The 17,438-nt window shown below is 69.1% G+C and carries 18 protein-coding genes; 5 read left to right on the forward strand and 13 right to left on the reverse strand.

What is annotated here, in order from left to right:
• The first annotated feature begins 6 nt into the window (after nucleotides 1–6).
• The 3 genes from AC3ANN_RS01005 to AC3ANN_RS01015 all read left to right on the forward strand — a co-directional run bounded on the left by AC3ANN_RS01005 (nucleotide 7) and on the right by AC3ANN_RS01015 (nucleotide 1,465).
• Nucleotides 7–531 carry a glycine cleavage system transcriptional repressor gene (locus tag AC3ANN_RS01005; RefSeq protein ID WP_488339153.1) on the forward strand — a complete coding sequence of 175 codons (525 nt, stop codon included), beginning with the start codon at nucleotides 7–9 and terminating at the stop codon, nucleotides 529–531.
• 146 nt (nucleotides 532–677) lie between these two features.
• Nucleotides 678–1,154, forward strand: coding sequence for an SRPBCC domain-containing protein (locus AC3ANN_RS01010; protein WP_488339154.1), 477 nt, complete (start codon nucleotides 678–680; stop codon nucleotides 1,152–1,154).
• Nucleotides 1,151–1,465, forward strand: coding sequence for an ArsR/SmtB family transcription factor (locus AC3ANN_RS01015; protein WP_488339155.1), 315 nt, complete (start codon nucleotides 1,151–1,153; stop codon nucleotides 1,463–1,465). The genes AC3ANN_RS01010 and AC3ANN_RS01015 overlap by 4 nt, the downstream gene beginning before the upstream one ends.
• A 27-nt stretch (nucleotides 1,466–1,492) precedes the next feature.
• Here the strand turns inward: AC3ANN_RS01015 and AC3ANN_RS01020 are convergent, their stop codons facing one another.
• The 13 genes from AC3ANN_RS01020 to AC3ANN_RS01080 form a co-directional block, all read right to left on the reverse strand.
• Nucleotides 1,493–2,410, reverse strand: a complete 918-nt coding sequence (locus tag AC3ANN_RS01020) for a helix-turn-helix domain-containing protein (RefSeq protein WP_488339156.1) — start codon at nucleotides 2,408–2,410, stop codon at nucleotides 1,493–1,495.
• Nucleotides 2,411–2,501: 91 nt separating this feature from the next.
• Complete coding sequence (locus AC3ANN_RS01025) at nucleotides 2,502–3,710, reverse strand: MFS transporter (protein ID WP_488339157.1); 1,209 nt, start codon at nucleotides 3,708–3,710, stop codon at nucleotides 2,502–2,504.
• Between the two features lie 198 nt (nucleotides 3,711–3,908).
• Nucleotides 3,909–4,349 carry a MarR family winged helix-turn-helix transcriptional regulator gene (locus AC3ANN_RS01030; RefSeq protein ID WP_488339158.1) on the reverse strand — a complete coding sequence of 147 codons (441 nt, stop codon included), beginning with the start codon at nucleotides 4,347–4,349 and terminating at the stop codon, nucleotides 3,909–3,911.
• A 10-nt stretch (nucleotides 4,350–4,359) separates the two neighbouring features.
• Complete coding sequence (locus AC3ANN_RS01035; protein ID WP_488339159.1) at nucleotides 4,360–5,052, reverse strand: sigma-70 family RNA polymerase sigma factor; 693 nt, start codon at nucleotides 5,050–5,052, stop codon at nucleotides 4,360–4,362.
• Between the two features lie 130 nt (nucleotides 5,053–5,182).
• Entirely contained in the window at nucleotides 5,183–5,920 is a 738-nt protein-coding gene (locus AC3ANN_RS01040; protein ID WP_488339160.1) for an SDR family oxidoreductase, read from the reverse strand.
• A 107-nt stretch (nucleotides 5,921–6,027) separates the two neighbouring features.
• The gene (locus tag AC3ANN_RS01045) at nucleotides 6,028–6,963 is read right to left on the reverse strand and encodes an aldo/keto reductase (protein WP_488339161.1); all 936 of its coding nucleotides are present in this window, start codon (nucleotides 6,961–6,963) and stop codon (nucleotides 6,028–6,030) included.
• Nucleotides 6,960–7,760, reverse strand: coding sequence for an amidohydrolase family protein (locus tag AC3ANN_RS01050; RefSeq protein ID WP_488339162.1), 801 nt, complete (start codon nucleotides 7,758–7,760; stop codon nucleotides 6,960–6,962). The genes AC3ANN_RS01045 and AC3ANN_RS01050 overlap by 4 nt, the downstream gene beginning before the upstream one ends.
• A 1-nt stretch (nucleotide 7,761) precedes the next feature.
• Nucleotides 7,762–8,553, reverse strand: a complete 792-nt coding sequence (locus tag AC3ANN_RS01055) for an RraA family protein (protein WP_488339163.1) — start codon at nucleotides 8,551–8,553, stop codon at nucleotides 7,762–7,764.
• The gene (locus tag AC3ANN_RS01060; protein ID WP_488339164.1) at nucleotides 8,550–10,487 is read right to left on the reverse strand and encodes a DUF8034 domain-containing protein; all 1,938 of its coding nucleotides are present in this window, start codon (nucleotides 10,485–10,487) and stop codon (nucleotides 8,550–8,552) included. The genes AC3ANN_RS01055 and AC3ANN_RS01060 overlap by 4 nt, the downstream gene beginning before the upstream one ends.
• Complete coding sequence (locus AC3ANN_RS01065) at nucleotides 10,484–11,314, reverse strand: carbohydrate ABC transporter permease (RefSeq protein WP_488339165.1); 831 nt, start codon at nucleotides 11,312–11,314, stop codon at nucleotides 10,484–10,486. Before AC3ANN_RS01065 ends, AC3ANN_RS01060 begins: the two co-directional genes overlap by 4 nt.
• Nucleotides 11,311–12,153, reverse strand: coding sequence for a carbohydrate ABC transporter permease (locus AC3ANN_RS01070; protein WP_488339166.1), 843 nt, complete (start codon nucleotides 12,151–12,153; stop codon nucleotides 11,311–11,313). The genes AC3ANN_RS01065 and AC3ANN_RS01070 overlap by 4 nt, the downstream gene beginning before the upstream one ends.
• A 91-nt stretch (nucleotides 12,154–12,244) precedes the next feature.
• Nucleotides 12,245–13,489 carry an ABC transporter substrate-binding protein gene (locus tag AC3ANN_RS01075; protein ID WP_488339167.1) on the reverse strand — a complete coding sequence of 415 codons (1,245 nt, stop codon included), beginning with the start codon at nucleotides 13,487–13,489 and terminating at the stop codon, nucleotides 12,245–12,247.
• Nucleotides 13,490–13,566: 77 nt separating this feature from the next.
• Nucleotides 13,567–14,214 (reverse strand): GntR family transcriptional regulator, encoded by a 648-nt coding sequence (locus AC3ANN_RS01080; RefSeq protein ID WP_488339168.1) that lies wholly within the window; start codon nucleotides 14,212–14,214, stop codon nucleotides 13,567–13,569.
• A gap of 43 nt (nucleotides 14,215–14,257) precedes the next feature.
• Here AC3ANN_RS01080 and AC3ANN_RS01085 point away from each other — a divergent pair, with 43 nt between their 5' ends.
• Both AC3ANN_RS01085 and AC3ANN_RS01090 read left to right on the forward strand, forming a co-directional pair.
• Nucleotides 14,258–14,593, forward strand: coding sequence for an L-rhamnose mutarotase (locus AC3ANN_RS01085; protein WP_488339169.1), 336 nt, complete (start codon nucleotides 14,258–14,260; stop codon nucleotides 14,591–14,593).
• A gap of 110 nt (nucleotides 14,594–14,703) precedes the next feature.
• Entirely contained in the window at nucleotides 14,704–17,418 is a 2,715-nt protein-coding gene (locus AC3ANN_RS01090; RefSeq protein ID WP_488339170.1) for a carbohydrate-binding protein, read from the forward strand.
• Nucleotides 17,419–17,438: the final 20 nt, after the last annotated feature.

Raw genomic sequence — 17,438 nt, forward strand, 5'->3', positions numbered from 1 at the left:
GCTCGCATGACGACGCTCGTGCTCACCGTGGTCGGCGACGACCGCGCCGGACTGGTCGCGGCGGTCGCCGATGTGGTCGGCAACCACGGCGGGAACTGGGAGAACAGCCAGCTGGCCGAACTATCGGGGGCGTTCGCGGGGATCATCGAGATCTCGGTCGCACCCGAGCGCGCCGATGAGCTGCGCGAGGCGCTCGCCGTGCTCGACGGCCTGCTCACCGTGGCGGTGCACGCCGGTTCCGAGGGGGCCCAGCGGGAGCCCGACCCGGTGTCGGCGCGCGGGCTCGTCCTCGAGGTGGTCGGCAACGACCACCCCGGGATCGTGCGCGACATCTCATCGGTGCTGCGCGCCCACGGCGTGAGCATCGACCGCATGACGACCACGACGCGCGAGGCCGCGATGTACGGCGGCCGGCTCTTCGAAGCGACGGTCGCGGCGCGGGTCCCGGCATCCGTCGATCTCGACGCGCTCACCGCAGAGCTCGAGCGCCTCGCGACCGAGATCCAGGTCGACGTCACGCTCGACGCCTGACGCGCCTCACGCCCCGGCAGGTCGCCCGACGATCATTCTGGATGCCACTCATGACAACGGAGTGCAACCAAAGGGTTGCGGTGTTCCAACAAGGTGTGCAACTCTGTGGTTGCACTGACCGCTTTGAAGGGAGCACAATCATGAGCATGACCATCAACCCCTCGTCGATCGTCGACGAGGACGCATTCGCCGTCACCCGCACCATCCGCATCTCCGCTCCGGTCGAGAAGGTGTGGGCCGCGGTCACCGAACCCGAGCACGTGTCACGATGGTTCGGCCGCCTCGACCTCGATGGCCGCGGCGCCGGAGCGGCGGGAACTCTGTCGTTCGAGGGCTATGGCGCGGTGCCGATCCGCGTCGAGTCGATCGACGCGCCGCGTACCGTGACGTACCGGTGGGGCAACGACGACGCGAGCCCGAGCCGGCCCGCCCACCTCGACGACTCCACCTCGACCGTCTTCACCTTCACCCTGGTCGAGGTCGACGGCGGCACCGAGCTGACGGTGGTCGAGCGCGGGTTCGAGGTGACGTCGGATCCAGCGTTCAACCTCGCCGAGCACGGCAAGGGTTGGAACGACGAGCTCGACAAGCTCGTGGCGCTGCTCGAGAGCGAGACGGTGTGACCGAGACGCTCGTTCCCGTGTTCGCCGCGCTCGGCGACGACACCCGGTGGAGCATCCTCCAGGCGCTCGGCGAGACGGATGCCTCGGCATCCGCCCTCGCCGGGCGTCTGCCGGTGTCGCGCCAGGCGATCGCGAAGCACCTCGCGGTGCTGCAGGAGGTCGGGCTGGTGGAGTCGGTGCGCGTCGGACGTGAGGTGCGCTACCGCGTCGTCGGTGCGCAGCTGGCGGCCACCGCCCGGCGACTCGAGGCCGTCGGCGCCGAGTGGGACCGCCGCCTGGCCGCGATCAAGGACATCGCCGAATCGCTGTGACGCCTGGCGTTCAGCCCTCCGACCAGGCTACGCGAGCGCGCGCTCGCGGTGGGTCTGGCGCCACGTCGATGGCGGCATCCCGAAGTTCCGGCGGAACGCCCTGCTGAATCCTTCGTCGGAGCCGTAGCCGAGCTCGCGAGCCACTGTCGAAACCGGCAGTCCCGATTCGAGCATCCGCTTCGCGGTGTTCATCCGCACCTCGGTGACGTAGCTGGCGGGCGTGCTTCCCAGAGCGGCGCGGAACCGCTCTGCGAACACCGAGCGCGACATCGCCCCCACCGATGCGAGCAGCTCGACGGTCCAGTCGCGTCCCGGCTCGTCGTGGATCGCCTCGACCACGCGGTCGAGGAACGGATCCTTCGCGACGGACGGCCATCCCTCGGGCGCGCAGCCGTTCTCGGCCCACGCGCGGATCACCGAGAGCAGGACGGTGGTCGCCATCATGCGGCAGATGACGGGGTCGCCGGAGCGCAGCGCGCACGCATCGGGGTCGACGATGCCCATGTTCGCCGCCAGAGCCGCTGCGGCCGGCTCGAGGCCCGCGAAGTCGGTCACGGTGACGAGGTCCGGCACGACCACTGGGACTCCGCGCGCGGTGTCGGAGAGCTCCAATTCGAAGACGACCAGCGATGCGGTGGCGTCCGGCTCGAGTGCGAACCGGCGGGAGCCGAACGTGATGAGGGCGTCGCCGGCGACGAGGAGGGCGCGGTCGCCTCGGGCGGTGACGGAGATCTGGTGCGACCCGCGGTCGATGTCGAGCCGGCAGCCGCTGCCGAGGGGAGGATGCCCGCGCACGCTGCCCTCGGCGACGTAGACGAGCGTCACGGAATCCGAGGAGATCGGCAGGAAATCCCCTGCTGCCAGCTCGATTCGACGGGCAACGCCCAGGCGCACGTCGATCGAGGAGAGCACCTGAGCGAGCGCATCCGAGTCGACCACTGCCATGCGATGGCGCAACGTGCGGGCGGCGATGCCTATTCCGGAACGGCGAACCGGCAGGACGATCGCCGGGGCGCGACTCGCGCGCGCCGGAGGATCAGCCGCGGACGCGATTCGACGCGCCGAAGAGCACCGCTCCCACGAGAAGCATCGCGGCACCGATCACGTAGACGAGCTCGACGCCGACGTTGTCGACGAGGAGGCCGCCGAGCGCGGCGGCGATGGCGATCGCACCCTGGAACCCCACGACCACGAGGCTTCCGCCGGCTTCCAGGCGGTCCGGCATGCGGTGTCCGATCCAAGTGTTCACCACGATCAGCCAGGACGCGAAGAAGAAGCCCCACACGAATGCGACGACGGCGACGGCGGCCACCGAGCCGGAGAGGAGCAGCATCGCGGCCACCGCGACGGCGATGACGACCGGGGTGAAGACTGCGAAGAACGCGAAGGACCGATCGATGATCATGCCGATGACGATGTTGCCGATCAGCCCGCCGGCGCCGAACAGGGCCAGCAGGAGCACGATCGTTCCCGCGTCGACGGCTGAGGAGTCCTGACCGACCTGCATGCGCTCGAGCGCGAGCCGGATGTAGGTGTACGCGAGGAAGTGACCGAGCACGACGAGGACGTGGCCGATGAGGCCGAGCGTGATCCCGGGCCGGCGAGCGGTGTCGGCGAGGATCGCGAAACTCGACGCGGGTGCCGGCGGGACAGAAGGCAGCAGCATCCGCATCGCGATCGCCAGCAGCCCCGTGATCACGCCGGCGAGCGCGAACACGACGCGCCAGTCGAGCACGGCGCTGAGCATGACGCCGACGGGGACGCCCGCGACGGTGGCGAGGGATGCCCCGGCCGATGAGAACATGACCGCGCGCCCGAGCCGCTCGGGCCCGGCGATGCGTGCCGCGACCGTGATGGACATCGCCCAGAATGCGCTGATCGCGGCACCGAGGAAGAACCGCGCCAGCAGGACGAGCACGAGGTTCGGGGCGACCGCGACGACGAGGTTCGACACGGCGGCCGCGAGGGCCATCCACGCCAGCAGCGAGCGGCGATCGAGGCGCGGGAAGACCAGCCCGACCGTGGGTGCCACGACCAGGCCGACCAGTGCGGTGACCGTGACCGTCTGACCCGCCTGCCCGGGGGTGACGCCGAGCCCGACGGCCATCTCGGTGAGCACGCCGTTGGGGAGGAACTCGGCGGTGACGAGCAGGAAGCTCATCAGCATCATGGCGACCAGTCCGCCATAGCGCAGCTTCTGGACGGAGGCTTGAGGTGCAATCGTCAGGGAGTCAGTCGTCGGCATGCTCTCAACCTCCCATCGACGCGGCGCCGTCGCCCGACCGGTCGTCCGCGGCATCCGACCGATCGTCCGCGGGGGAGCATGCGATGGGGTTCGGTCAGCGGGCGGGGGCTGAGAGAGCCGTCGCGGTGGTGCCGGCTCCAGCGTCACGCGTCACGCGTCACGCGTCACGCGGTGTGCGCCGACGCTGCCGACCTGAACTCATCGACCCGATGCGCGAGTCGTGATCGACCGCAGCACGTCGAGCGCCGCCTCTGCGCGGTCCTCGGTGAACCCGAATATCTCGCTGATCGACCGATAGATTCCCGGAGCGTGCGAGCGCAGCCCGTCGCCGTGCGGCGTGAGCGAGACGATGACGGATCGCTCGTCCCGCGGGTTGCGGGTGCGCGTGACCAGTCCCTGCTGCTCCATCCGCTTGATCACCGGCGTGATCGTGCCGTAGTCGGAGCGCAGCGCCTCGACGATCTCGCCGACCGGCAGATCCCCGTCGCGCCACAGCACCGCGAGCACGAGGTACTGCGGATACGACAGGCCGAGCGGCTCGAGGAGCGGCCGATAGGCGGCCGTGACCGCGCGGTACGCCGCGTGCAGGTTGAAGCACACCATGTCATCCAGTCCGACTGCTGCGGGAGCGTTCGCCATGCCCGCGAATCTAGCACTTCCCTCGTGTACGAGACAGTCGGGCGCGAGGGAACGCCTCGGGCTCGCCTCCGTCGGCAGGGCTGACCGCATCGGCGGAGAGCAGAGCTTCGAGCCGCCCGACATCGCCTGACCTCGCGGCATCCAGGAACGCCCGAAGGAACTGAGCGTGCGAGCCGCGGTTCGCATGCCGGCTGCGAGCGTGTGCAAGATGCCTTCGGGCGCGGCTGACGAGCTGCCGAGCCGCGGCGGGCGACGACTCGATGACCTCGGCGATGCGCGCGTAGGGGTAGTCGAACGCCTCCCTGAGCACGAACGCCGCACGTTCGGTCGGCGTCAGCCTCTCCATCATCAGCAGCGTCGCGAAGTGGAGCGCCTCGTCACGTTCGGCACCCAGCGTCGGGTCGCCACTGGTGTCGACGGGGGTGGGAAGCCACGGGCCCGCGTACGACGTTCGTCTGACCCGTGCGCTGTCGAGGACGTTGATCGCCAGTCTGGTCGCGATGGTCGCGAGGAAGGCGGTCGGCTCGCGTACGTTCCGATGATCGCAGAGCTGCCACCGCAGCCAGGTCTCTTGCACCACATCCTCGGCTTCGGTGGGTGAGCCGAGGATTCGGTACGCGATCCCGAACAGGACCCCTCTCGCCGCGGTGAACGCAGCGAGGGCGGCGTCGTGCGGAGTGTGCCTGTTGAGGTCCGTCGACATTGCAGCTCCAGGGTGGGAGATCACTCACCGAGCGGGTGAGCTGACATGTCGTGGAATTTAGTACGTACACAAGTAAATAGCAAGCAATTTAAACGGAGAGGGCGACCTGCGCCGCCCTCTCCGTGATCCGTCAGCGCACCTGATCCGTCGGCCGCACGAGGATCTCGTTCACCGTGACGTGGTCGGGCTGAGTAAGTGCGAAGACGACGACATCCGCGATGTCGTCGGGTGTCAACGCGCGCAGAGACTGCTCGATATCCGCCGCCGCTGCCTGCATCTCCGGGTCGGTGATGTGGCTCGTGAGCTCCGTGGACACGAACCCGGGCTCGATCAGGGTGACGCGAACTCCACGGGCGGTGACCTCCTGACGGAGTGATTCCGTGAACGCGGTGATGCCGAACTTCGTCGCGCCGTACGCCCCGTTGCCGGCCGACGCGATGCGGCCGGAGGTCGAGGAGACCTGGACGACTGCGCCCCGCGACTCGACCAGATGGGGCAACGAGGCATGCACGGCGTACATCGAGCCGAGGAGGTTCGTCTCGACCATCCGTCGCCATTCGTGGCGATCCGCCCCCAGGATCGCCCCGGGCAGCATGAGCCCGGCGTTGTTCACGAGGGAGTCCAGACGACCGAATCGTTCCCGAGCCACGGCGACGGCGCGGTCGACGGACTCGGGGTCGGTCACGTCCATTTCGACAGGGACGATCTCGCCAGGCCCCTCGGTCACGAGCGCGTTGAGCCGGTCGACGCGCCTCGCAGCTGCGACGACCTTCGCTCCCTGTCGAAAGAGGGCCATCGTCACCGCCTGCCCGATGCCAGACGATGCGCCGGTCACGAGTGCGACGTGGTCGTTGAGAACTTCGTTCATCGTTCCTCCGAGATGGGATGGGGAGTGCGCCGGCGTTCCGCCGGACGGCTTCAGCCGCCTGAGCGATGACAACCACCGGTCCGAATTTGTGACACTTCGCGGCGGGATCATCGGCCTGAGCCGGCCGCCGAGGATGCGGCGAGCTCTGCGCGCAGCCCGTCGATGTCTCCTGCAGCCGAAAGCAGGGTGACGTTGCGTGCGACTTGGTCCGCAGAGTCCGCGCCGACCACCACCGAGACGACCGGCGGGGAAGGGCTGCGCGCGAAGGCCACGGCAGCCTCCGGCAGGCGGAATCCATGCCGCGCGGCGATCTCGCCCAGCGCGCTCGCCCGCTCCAGCACCTCGAGTGACGGCGCCGCGTAGTCGAAGTGCGACTCGGGGCCGGGGGCGTCGGTGGCGAGGACGCCGCTGTTGAACACCCCCGCGTTGATGATGGCGACGCCGCGCGCGGCGCATTCGGGGACGAGTTCCGACAGTGCCGAGTCGTCGAGCAGGGTGAGGCGTCCGGCGACCATGACGACGTCGATGTCGCACTCGCGGACGAACCGCAGGAGCGTCGGCACGTCTTTCGTGCCCACGCCGATCGCACCGAGGTCGCCGTGGTCTCGCATGCGCTGCAGCGCGGGCATCGCGGCGCCGATCGCCTCGTCGGCGTGGTCGTCGGGGTCGTGGATGAAGGCGATGTCGACGAAGCCACGGTCCAATCGACGTAGCGACGACACCAGCGATCGCGCGACGCCTTCGCCGCTGAAGTCCCACTTCCGGCGTGCGGCCGCACCCTGCCCCACGATCAGCCGGCCGACCTTGGTGCTGATCACGACGCCGTCCCGCCGCCGCAGCGCCCGGCCGAGCCGATGCTCCGCGAGCCCCAGGCCGTAATGCGGCGCGGTGTCGAAGTGACGGATGCCGTGCTGCAGCGCTGCGTCGACGATCGCGTCGGCGTCGTGTTGATCGAGCCGTGTGTACAGGTCGCCCAGCTGTGCGGTGCCCAGTCCCATCTCGGTGACATGCACCGGGGTGTTCCGGATGCGGGTCGTCTTCACGCGGCCACCCCGTACACGCGGGCGGCGCTCGCCCCGAACAGCGCGGTGCGCTCGTCCTCGCTCCATCGACGGGTCGCCGCGTGCAGGCGCCGCCAGGGCGACTCGTCGGCCGAGAGTGTGTGGATCGGCCAGTCGGTGCCGGCGAGCAGTCGCTCGGCACCGAACCGTGCCCGCGCGACCTCGAGCCGCTCGGCCAGCCGCGGTGTGCGCACGACGGCGCCCGAGACCTTCAGATGGGCGCGTGGATGCCGGGCGAGCTGCGTGATCGCGTCGTGCCACGTCCCGCTCGTTGCGGACGGGCTTCCGAGGTGGTCGACGACGACGTCCAGCTCCGGCGCCGCGCAGCAGAGTCGGGCCACCGAGGCGAAGGCGGGCTCGTCGATGAGCAGCTCGAGAACCAGTTCGCGTTCCTGCAGAGCCCGAAGCCCGGGTGACAGTGCGACGGCTTCGACCGCGTCGGGGCCGAGCGCCACGTGCCGCACCCCACGCAGCCCCACTCCGCCTGAGCCGGACCGCAGAGCGTCGAGGCGCATGCCGACATCGACGGCGGTCAGGTCGGTCCAGCCGACCACGGCCACGACCTCGGAACGCCCGTGGCAGCGCGCGAGCAGCAGCGCGGTGCCCGCGTCGGACTCGTCCGCTGTTACCGCCACGGCCGACGCGATCCCCTCGGCGCGCAGCATCCGTATCGCGTCCTCGAGCAGGAAGGCACGCCGAAGGGGGCGGGAGCGCTCGTCGGTCAGCCAGCCGACCTCGAGCAGCTCCGCGCCCCACACGTGCAGGTGGGCGTCGATCACGTCAGACCAGCGGCAGACGCCCGCCGTCGCGCCATGCCTCGTACTCCACGCGGCTGTCGGCGTTCAGCGGGTAGTAGTCCGACAGCCGTGCGCCCTGCTCGAGGCGCATTCTGCTGAACTCCTCCCAGTTCTCGTGGTCCTCCGCCGACTCGACGAGCTCGAGGGCCTTGCCCTGCGGCACGATCACTGCGCCGTCGTCATCGGCCACGACCACGTCACCAGGCAGGGCGAGCACGCCGCCGACCGCGACGGGCACGTCGTACGCCCACGGGAACAGGTCCGTCTGCGATGCGTAGTGCGGCGTGACGCCCGTGCACCAGATCGGCACCCCCAGCTCGCGCACGCGCGCGGCGTCGCGGATGCGCCCGTCCACCACGATGCCGGCGCCGCCGCGCCGCTTGAAGTAGCGCACGAGCATGTCTCCGAAGCAGCCGGTGAACGCGCTGCCGTACGCCTGGACGACCAGCACATCCCCCTCCTGCACCGTCTCGAGGACCTCCCAGAGGGCGGTGTGGCGCTCGACGTACTCTTGGCTGACGCCGCTGGCGATGTCCTCGCGCTGGGGCATGAACTGGAGGGTGAGCGCCGAGCCGACGACACGCGCTCCGCGATCGAGCGGCGTCGGACCCTGGACGGCGCTGCGGGTGATCCCCATGCCGTTGAGCTTCGCGCAGGCGGTGGCCGCGCTCACGATGTTCATGCGGTTGACGATGTCGGGGTCGGCACGGTCGAATGCATCGCCGCGCACGGGGAGCGGCCAGACGGATGACAGGCCCTGAAGGCTGGTGTTCATGAGTTCTCCTGATTCGAGCGGATGAGCTGATGGGCCGCGCGGAAGGCGCGGCGAGTGATGGTGAGGGCGAGGTGGATGCGGGTGCGTGGCGGCAGCGCGACGACGAGGCGGCCGGCGCGCACGTCGCGTCGCTCCTTCGATGTCGCGATGTCCGGGATCGCGTACCGATGCGGGTCGCCGGGGTATCCGGAGGCGACATCGGATGCCGCGGCGTCGAACTCGACGGCGTCGATGCGGTCTTCGCCGAAAGCGCCGGCGATGAGCTCGACCTCCTGCGTCGCGTCGCCCAGATTGACGAGCTCGATCACGACGGTTTCCTCCTCCGCCGCGCGCACCAGCGCCGCCACGTCCGGAGGCAGGCCGGGGCGCCGACGCGCGGCGTCGGCGACGAGCACGCGCGCGAACGACAGCCCGCCGTAATAGACGGCTGGGGGTGCCCCCGTGACGAGCTGCGTGAGCACCTCGGTGACGACGGGGTTCAATCGCTGCCAGAAATGGATGTCGCCATCCTCCGGCTCTGCCGGTGCTGCGTCGATGAGCGCGAGGCGGCGCAGCACCTGGCCGATCGCCATCTCGAGCGCGCGCTCGGGGTAATCGGCGTTGCGACCGGCGAGGAACTCCAGCCACGGCGCCTCGTGACCCTGCTCTTCCTTGTCATGGAACCAGCGGACGGCGGTCCAGTCGGAGGTCGAAGCAGCGCGGATCCGATCGAGCAGGTCGCGGTCGTCGGGGGCATGACCGACCCAGTCGAGCCACATCACCGGCTCGATCGGCACCGGGTGGTAGTCGAACCAGCCGTTCGGTCCGTGGCGGTAGGGCACGAGCAGCTCGACGGTCTCGTCATTCGCGCCCAGGCGGTCGGCCCAGCCGGGCCCGAGGCTGCCGCGCGAGGAGATGCGATCCTGCGCCACCGCGTGCGCGAGGACCGTATCGAGGAGCCCGCGCGCGAGATCCAGACGCCGGGTGTCGCCGGCGAGCACGACCGTGTTCAACGCAGCGACGGTCGCGGCGGCGGCGATGGTGTGCAGGCCGTGCGGCCAGGTCCAGCCGTAGTGGCCGCCGTACCAGGCGCCGCCATGCAGCTCGCCGACGACTCCACCCGGGCCGACGTTGTCGGGGAGCACGCCCGCGTCGTCCGCGCGCTCGCGCCACGCGTCGACGTACTCCAGAGCCCACGCCCGATAGCGCTGGTCGTGGTCGTACAGCCAGGCGTTCGTCGCGAGCGTCGTGGCGGCGAGGTTCACGACCGTGTCGCCGCGGCCCATCCGGTCGTGCATCGCGGCACCCATTCGCGCCGCCGCGCCCGGGGCGGCGAGATCGTCCCACTCGTCGATGCCCTCCACATCGTGCAGCGGAAGGCCGTAGATGCGCATGCCGTCCTGGTCGGCCCGGTACTCGGCCCAGTCCTCGCCCACGCCGTAGCGCGGACCGCCCGACCCGGTGTGCGGCGCGACGATCGTGCGAGTGGCGGGGTCGTAGTTGCCCGTCGGCGAGCCGGGAAGATAGAAGCCGGCGAACCTGCGCGCCCGTTCGCGGAAGACCGGATCCGCGGGGTCGGCCGCGCAGATGCCGAGGAACAGCGGCAGCGACTCACCCTGGTGGAACCAGTCGTAACCGAGTTCGTACTCGTCGCGCACGAACCCGAACGCGGTCATCTGCTTCGTCACGCCCTCCCAATGATGCTTGGCGGCGGCGAGCAGATCGTCGGCACCGCCGAGCCGGTACAGCGCGGGCCAGTTGAAGAACGGCTCGTAGAAGTCGTCGACGCCGTCGCGCCCATACATCCGGCCCGAGTAGCGCAGACTCCCGTCCGGCTCCGTGAACCGGTCGGCGAAGCGGCGCCATGCGGTGTCGAGGAGCGCAAGCAGGTCGCGTTCGAGTGCCGCCCAGCGGGGGATGGCGCGGAGCGGGACGGAGGCCGTCAGACGCGTCATCCCTTGATCGCCCCCGAGGTCAGGCCGCCGATGATCCGCTTCTGCAGCAGCACGTAGAACACGATCACCGGCACGACGGCGAGCAGCATGTTCGAGTAGACCAGCGTGTAGTCCGTGGAGTACTTGCTGATCGCCGCGTACACGCCGGTGGTGACGGTGTACAGCCCGGAACCGGGGCCGAGGATGATGCGCGGATTCACGAAGTCGGCCCATACGCCGACGGCGTTGAGCACGACGGCCGTCGCGATGGCCGGCATCATGAGCGGGAAGATGACCCGCCAGAAGGTGCCGATCCGTGATGCGCCGTCGATGCGTGCCGCTTCATCGAGTTCGCGGGGGATGCTCTGCACGTAGGCGGTGAACAGGAACAGGGTCGTCGGGATCGTGAGCGCCGTCTGAAAGAGGATGAGCCCGGGCATCGTCCCCATGAGCCCCACCGTCTTGAGCACGTAGATCACGGGGATCACGATCGTCTGGCTCGGAATGAACAGTCCAGCGAGCATGACCAGGAGGATGACACGGTGACCCCGGCGCACGCCCCGGCCGATCGCGTACGCGGCGGGACCCGTCACCAGGATCGAGAGGACGTTGACGACGACGACGAGGAACGCCGTCGTGCCGTATGCGGCGATGACGTTGAAATCCGTGGAGGTGGCGGCCGCGATGATGTTGTCGAAGGTGAAGCCCTGAGTGGGCAGCCCGAACGGCGAGCCGAGGATGTCGTCCTCGGTCTTGAAGGCGTTCGTGACGAGCAGGTACAGCGGCGCGCCCATGAGCACGACGATGATCACGATGGCCGCGATCCAGCCGGTGCGCCGGGCGATCATGCGGCGACCGCCTCTTCGCTGCGTCGGCGCACCTGGGTGAGCACGACCGTGACCACGATGATGACGAGCATCAGCACGACTGACTGTGCGGCGCCGTAGCCCAGCTGCGAGCGGCTGAACGACGTCGTGAGGATGTTGAACACCACCGTCTGCGTCGAGCCGGCAGGTCCTCCGGCTGTCAGGGCGAGAACGATCTCGTACACGCGCAGCAGACCGATCGCGGTGAGGACGATGTTGAGGGTGACGGTCGGCGCGAGCACCGGGAGCTTCACGCGCCAGAACGTCGCCCAGGGGCCGGCGCCGTCGATCTTCGCCGCTTCCAGCAGCGAGTTGTCGAGAGTCTGCAGGCCCGCGAGGTAGAGGATCACGTTGAGTCCGAAGGTGGCCCAGATGATCACGAGCAGCGTGGTCGCCATCGCCCAGGCGGGGTCGGCGAGGAAGGGGACGCGCTCGACGCCGAGAAAGGTGAGCACCGAGTTGAGCGCGCCGTTGGTGCCCAGGATCGAGGCCCACAGGAAGCCGAGGATGATGGGCCCGATGACGTACGGCGAGAAGACGAGCACGCGCATCACGGTGTTGACCCGGGTGTTGCGGTTCAGCAGCAGCGCGATGCCGAGGCCGAAGGCATTGCAGACGATCGTGCCCACGACCGTGATGACGGCGGTGTACGTCGCGGCGCGCAGCGCGTCGGGATCCTGGAACAGGCGTTCGTAGTTGCGGACGCCGATCCACGAGGGCGGGATGGTGAACCCGTCCCAGTTGGTGAAGCTGAGGTAGGCGGCGATCCCGATGGGGATCAGGACGAAGAGAGCGACCAGCACGAGGGCGGGTCCGATCATGACGGTGTCGGACAGCAGTTCACCTCTGCCGCGCCGACGCCGACCGGCCGGGGCCGGCGAGGGCGTCGCCTCGCCGGCTCCGGACGTGACATCACTGCGCGGCATTCACGCCCCACCACGAGTCGAGCGCAGCGGCGGCGTCCGTAGGCGTGGTGCCCACGTACAGCGCCTGCACCTGCTTGTTCAGCTCGTCGCCGAAGCCGCCCGGGATGCCGGGGCCCGAGGTGCCGATCACGAGGCCCGGGGCAGCGTCGAGGATCGCGCCCACCTCCTTGTTCAGCGGGCTGCCCTCGTAGGAGTACCCCTGGCGGAAGTTGCCTTCGGACTCCAGGGAGGTGGTGACGGCGGTCTCGTCGGTGACGAGGTACTCCACCAGCGAGAGCGCGAGCTCCTGGTTCTTCGAGCCCTGCAGGATGGAGTAGGGCTGGGCCGGGCCGCTCATCTGGGCGGCGGGCTCTCCGTCGAGCGACGGAGCGGCGAACACGCCGACTTCGAAGTCGACGCCGGCGTCGTCGATGGACGGCACCAGCCAGTTGCCCATGACGATCGCGGCCGACTCGCCGCCGATGAACGCGTCGATGGAGTCCTGGTACTTCAGGCCCAGCGCGTCGGGGTCGACCAGACCCTCGGCGATCCAGCCGGAGTAGGCGTCCAGGTAGTCCGCGTACGCGCTGTCGGCGAAGGTGGCCTCACCGTCGGTGACCTCGGCGTAGAAGTCACCCGCGGCGAGCAGGTCGGGATTGGCCATCATGGCGAACTGCGCGCCCGTGACCCACTCGCCAGCGGTGCCGAGCGGGGTGTGCTCGCCGGCGGCCTTGACCGCCTTGAGCGCCTCAGTGAACTCGTCGACGCTCGTCGGGGTCTGGGTGACGCCTGCTGCGGCGAACGCGTCCTTGTTGTAGAAGACGAGCGACTGGATCTGCGCGCCGGTGGCGACCTGCCAGATCTTGCCGTCGACCTGGTTCTGCTCGGCGAGGGGGGTGTCGAGCACCCACTGCTCGTCGGGGAAGGCGAGCAGCTGCGGCGCCACGACCGGGTCGAGGTTGCTCGCGACGATGTCGGGGATGTCACCGGAAGCGAGTTCCTGCTGCAGCGTCGCCTGCACGTTCTCCCCGCTGGGGACCTCGATCGTCACGGTCACGCCCTTGTGCTCGTCGACCCACGGCTTCACGAGATCCTCGTAGTACTCCTTGGTCAGAACCGGCGTGATGTTGGCCAGGATGCGCAACTCGGTCTCGCCGCCGTCCGCGCCGCTCGTCGAGCATCCCGCCAGCAGACCGGCGCCCAGAGCCGATGTGGCGATCAGCGCGACGACATGTCGGGTGCTGTGTCGCATGAATCCTCCTTGATGAGTGCAATCGCCTATCGATAGGCGATTGCACTGTAGCGCGATCCGATCCCGACGGCAACTTGTCAGTTCTCAGGAGGATCGAGTGCCCCGGAAGCGTGTTCGGCGAATGCGGCCGCAGCAGCCTCTGCATCACCGTCAGCCAGGACGTCGATGAGATCGCTGTGCCATGCGACGACGCGCGTGCGATCTCCGAGATATGCCGGATCGCCGATGGCGCGCTGGCTGACCAGCATCGGCTCCAGTGTGTCCCAGAGGCGGGCCAGCACCGAGCGGCGTGTGGAGGCGATCACGGTGCGGTGAAACTCCACGTCCAGGGTGCGGAACGCGGCGCGGTCATCGGCGTCCATCGCCTTCTGCATGCGGCTGACGACGCCGCGAAGGATCTCGAGGTCCTCCTTCGAGGCCTCCGACACGGCGATCCGTGCCGCCTCCGCCTCGATCGAGGCGCGCATCGTCCGCGCGATGGCGAACTCCGCGGGGGAGATCTCGGTCACATAGCTCCCGTGGCGCGGCACTGAGACGACGAGTCCGGCGTGGACGAGGCGTTTCACGGCCTCGCGCACGGGTGCCTGGCTGATGCCGAGCTGGCGTGCGATCTCAGACTCCACGACGCGCGTGCCGGGCGCGCGCGTGCCGTCGAGGATCGACGCCAGGATCAATTCGTACACCTGATCTGACAGCAGTCCTCTGCTGATAGTCGACTCGGGCATCGCCCTCCTTCCGCGCGGCGTCCTGCCACACTAGCGATAGTCGATGAGAGGGGTGCGGGTGGACACGGTTGTAGAGGGGTATCGCACTCGACTGCGTGCCGGAATGGCAGAGGACTACCGGCGCGTGCACGCCCGCATCCCCGCCGGGCTGCACGCGGCGCTGACCGAGTGCGGCATGGTGAATTGGCGCATCTGGATCGACGGCGACACCCTCTTCCACCTCATCGAGACACGCGATGGTCGCGAGCGGATGATCGCGCGGATGAACGCCAGGCCCCCCGTCGATCCCGAATGGGATGCCGTCATCTCGACGCTCGTCGACGATACGCCAGGCTCGGCCACATCCCTCGCGCTGGTCTGGGAGGCCGCCGGCGAGTGAGCGCGCTGGGCGCGGGCCCGCCGGTCGGCGATGTCCGCGCTTCGTTGACGGAACCGCTCGTTCGATGGTTTGATCGCTTCGTTGTAATCGACTATCGATTGGAGTGGTCAATGAGGATCCAGAGATTCGCCGCGCTCGCGGCGGTCGCTGCGGTGGCGGTCGGCGCGCTGGCTGCGGGCGTTTCAGCCCCCGCGGCCGGCGGCAGCGTCACGGCACGCACGTTCCATGTGGGAACCGACGGCGACGATGCGAACAACGGATCGCCCTCGGCGCCGTTCCGCACGATTCAGCACTGCGCGGACGTGATGCACCCCGGTGACACGTGCGTGATCGGCGAGGGCACATACCGCGAGACCGTCACCCCGCCACGAAGCGGCTCGAACCTGCTGCCGATCACCTTCGAGGCGGCCCCTGGCGAACGCGTCGTCGTCGACGGCACCGACCCGGTCACCGGCTGGGCTCAGGTTACGCCGGCCGACCTCGCCGCGCTGGTGGCGGACGACCCCACCCTGACCGGCTCTGAGTTCGCCTCGTCGGTGAACGGAGGCGCCGTCTACCGCGCCGCGGTCGCACTCCCCGCGGAGCTTCCCGGTCAGCAGATCTTCCTCGGCGACGCTATGGCGCCCGAGGCGGCGTGGCCCCACGCCGGCGACGACCCGGCCCACGCGGCGAAGGCGCACGCCGACTGGGGCACGCAGACCCAGCTCGGCGACGATGCGCTGTCGCAGCCCGAGGGCTACTGGGTCGGTGCCCGGCTGCTCTCGCACAACTGGTTCGTGAGTGAGACCGGCCGCGTGACCTCCTCATCGCCGGGCTCCGTCACGGTCGATGGGCTGCCTGCTTGCGTCGGGCTGAGCCCGAACACCACCAACTACTACTCCCTCTCGGGCAAGCTCGCCCTCCTGGGACGCGACCGCGAGTGGTTCTACGACACGGGCGCCGGCCAGCTGTACGTGCGTGTTCCAGGCGGTGACCCCGACGCGGCGAACATCGAGGCGAAGCAGCGCGAGTTCGGCTTCGACCTGTCGGGGCGCTCCCACATCAGCGTCATCGGCCTCGGGCTCAAGGGAACGAGCATCCTCACCTCCGACACCACTTCCCACATCACCCTCGACGGGCTGTCGGCGCGCTACGTGTCGGAGTACGCCGACCTCGAGATCGACCCCAACAAGGTCACGCCCGCCGATCCGTGCGACGTGCTGACCGCGGGCGAGACGACCAGCGGGATCCAGTTGCACGGCACCGACAACGTGCTACGCAACTCCTCCATCGCGTACAGCGCCGGCAATGGCGTGGTCGTCACCGGGCAGCGCAACAGCGTGCTCAGCAACGTCATCACCGACACGGACTACATGGGCAGCTACGCCGCCGGCGTGAACGTGCTCGGCGCCGACAACACCGTGATGCACAACACGATCTCCGGCAGCGGCCGCAGCAGTGTCAACATCGACAACAAGGTCGCCGGATACGACGCCTCGGGCCACCGCATCGCGTACAACGACATGAGCCATTACGGAAAGCTCGTGCACGATGTCGGCGCGGTGTACGTGTGCTGCCGGGTCGACCTCGGCGACACGCTCATCGACCACAACACGATGCGCGATGCCGCTCCCGTCTCGACCGTCGCTCCCGCGCCCGGCGTCTACCTCGACCTCGAAACCGTCGGTGGCATCGTGGCCAACAACGTCACGTGGAACCGCACGTCGTACGGCGTGGTGCTCATCAACCCCAACGGCGGGCACGCCTCGGGGACGAAGATCATCAACAACACCTCCGGCACCGACCGCAAGGCGCTGAGCCTGTTCGGCGGCACCTACGACGGCATAGAGGTCACCAACAACGTCGGCGACGTCGACAGCGCGGCCGGGGTGACGCTGGCGAACAACATCCCGAACAGCGCCGCGGCCTTCACCGATCCGGCAGCGCGTGACTTCACGGTGGGCGAATCGTCGACCGCGCGCAACGCGGCTGCACCGCGACCGCCGCACACGGACGGATCGACGGATGCCGTCCCCACCGCCGGCGCGTACCAGTACGGCGCCCCGCGGTGGGAGTCGGGTGCGGCGCTTCGCGGCACCGTCGTCGAGGCGGAGTCCTTCGCGTCCAGCTCGGGCACGAACACGAGAGCCGGTGCCACCGGCACGGTCGTGGGCAGCTTCGACGGCGACGACTGGGTCTCGTACGCCGGTGTCGACTTCGGCGATGGTCGCGACCTCGTGCGCCTGAACGTCGCCACCGACGACCCGTATGAGAACCAGACGTTCGAGATCCGCGTCGACTCGCCCGAGGGGCCGGTGATCGCGAACTTCCGGGTCGATTCGACCGGAGGCTTCGACAACTTCTCGGAGCAGTTCGCGGCGATCGTGCCGACCTCGGGCGTGCACGACGTGTATGTGAAGGCGGTCGGCTGGGCGGGTATCGGCGATGTCGACACCATCTCCTTCCTGACCTCGGGAACTCATGTCGAAGCCGAGTCCGCTGCCGTCGCGGCGGGTACGTCGACGGCCGCCGCCGGCACGGGCACCGTGGTCACGGGTGTGGACAGCGCTGACGTCCTGGTCTTCCGCGATGTGCACTTCGGGCACGGTCGGAGCGAGTTCGCCGCCTCCGTCGCCACCGCGGCAGCCACCGCGAAGTACACGGTCCGGCTCGGCTCACCGCTCGGGAAGAAGATCGGCACGTTGAACCTGACGGCGACCGGCTCGACCTCGCGATTCGAGACGCAGTCCGTCGCGGTCGCGGAGACGTCGGGAGTGCACGATGTGTACGTGATGCCGTCGGGCGGCCGCGGACTCGGCTCGATCGACTGGATCTCGCTGCGCTGATGCGGTGTCCGGAGGCGACG

This window comes from Microbacterium sp. STRO-2N (assembly GCF_057747775.1).

Coding starts and splice junctions, on each gene's coding strand:
- AC3ANN_RS01090 (WP_488339170.1), top strand. CDS start 14,704: ATGAGGATCCAGAGATTCGCCGCGCTCGCGGCGGTCGCTGCGGTGGCG.
- AC3ANN_RS01020 (WP_488339156.1), bottom strand. CDS start 2,410: ATGGCAGTGGTCGACTCGGATGCGCTCGCTCAGGTGCTCTCCTCGATC.
- AC3ANN_RS01075 (WP_488339167.1), bottom strand. CDS start 13,489: ATGCGACACAGCACCCGACATGTCGTCGCGCTGATCGCCACATCGGCT.
- AC3ANN_RS01010 (WP_488339154.1), top strand. CDS start 678: ATGACCATCAACCCCTCGTCGATCGTCGACGAGGACGCATTCGCCGTC.
- AC3ANN_RS01025 (WP_488339157.1), bottom strand. CDS start 3,710: ATGCCGACGACTGACTCCCTGACGATTGCACCTCAAGCCTCCGTCCAG.
- AC3ANN_RS01040 (WP_488339160.1), bottom strand. CDS start 5,920: ATGAACGAAGTTCTCAACGACCACGTCGCACTCGTGACCGGCGCATCG.
- AC3ANN_RS01005 (WP_488339153.1), top strand. CDS start 7: ATGACGACGCTCGTGCTCACCGTGGTCGGCGACGACCGCGCCGGACTG.
- AC3ANN_RS01085 (WP_488339169.1), top strand. CDS start 14,258: ATGAGAGGGGTGCGGGTGGACACGGTTGTAGAGGGGTATCGCACTCGA.
- AC3ANN_RS01080 (WP_488339168.1), bottom strand. CDS start 14,214: ATGCCCGAGTCGACTATCAGCAGAGGACTGCTGTCAGATCAGGTGTAC.
- AC3ANN_RS01055 (WP_488339163.1), bottom strand. CDS start 8,553: ATGAACACCAGCCTTCAGGGCCTGTCATCCGTCTGGCCGCTCCCCGTG.
- AC3ANN_RS01065 (WP_488339165.1), bottom strand. CDS start 11,314: ATGATCGCCCGGCGCACCGGCTGGATCGCGGCCATCGTGATCATCGTC.
- AC3ANN_RS01070 (WP_488339166.1), bottom strand. CDS start 12,153: ATGATCGGACCCGCCCTCGTGCTGGTCGCTCTCTTCGTCCTGATCCCC.
- AC3ANN_RS01035 (WP_488339159.1), bottom strand. CDS start 5,052: ATGTCGACGGACCTCAACAGGCACACTCCGCACGACGCCGCCCTCGCT.
- AC3ANN_RS01030 (WP_488339158.1), bottom strand. CDS start 4,349: ATGGCGAACGCTCCCGCAGCAGTCGGACTGGATGACATGGTGTGCTTC.
- AC3ANN_RS01060 (WP_488339164.1), bottom strand. CDS start 10,487: ATGACGCGTCTGACGGCCTCCGTCCCGCTCCGCGCCATCCCCCGCTGG.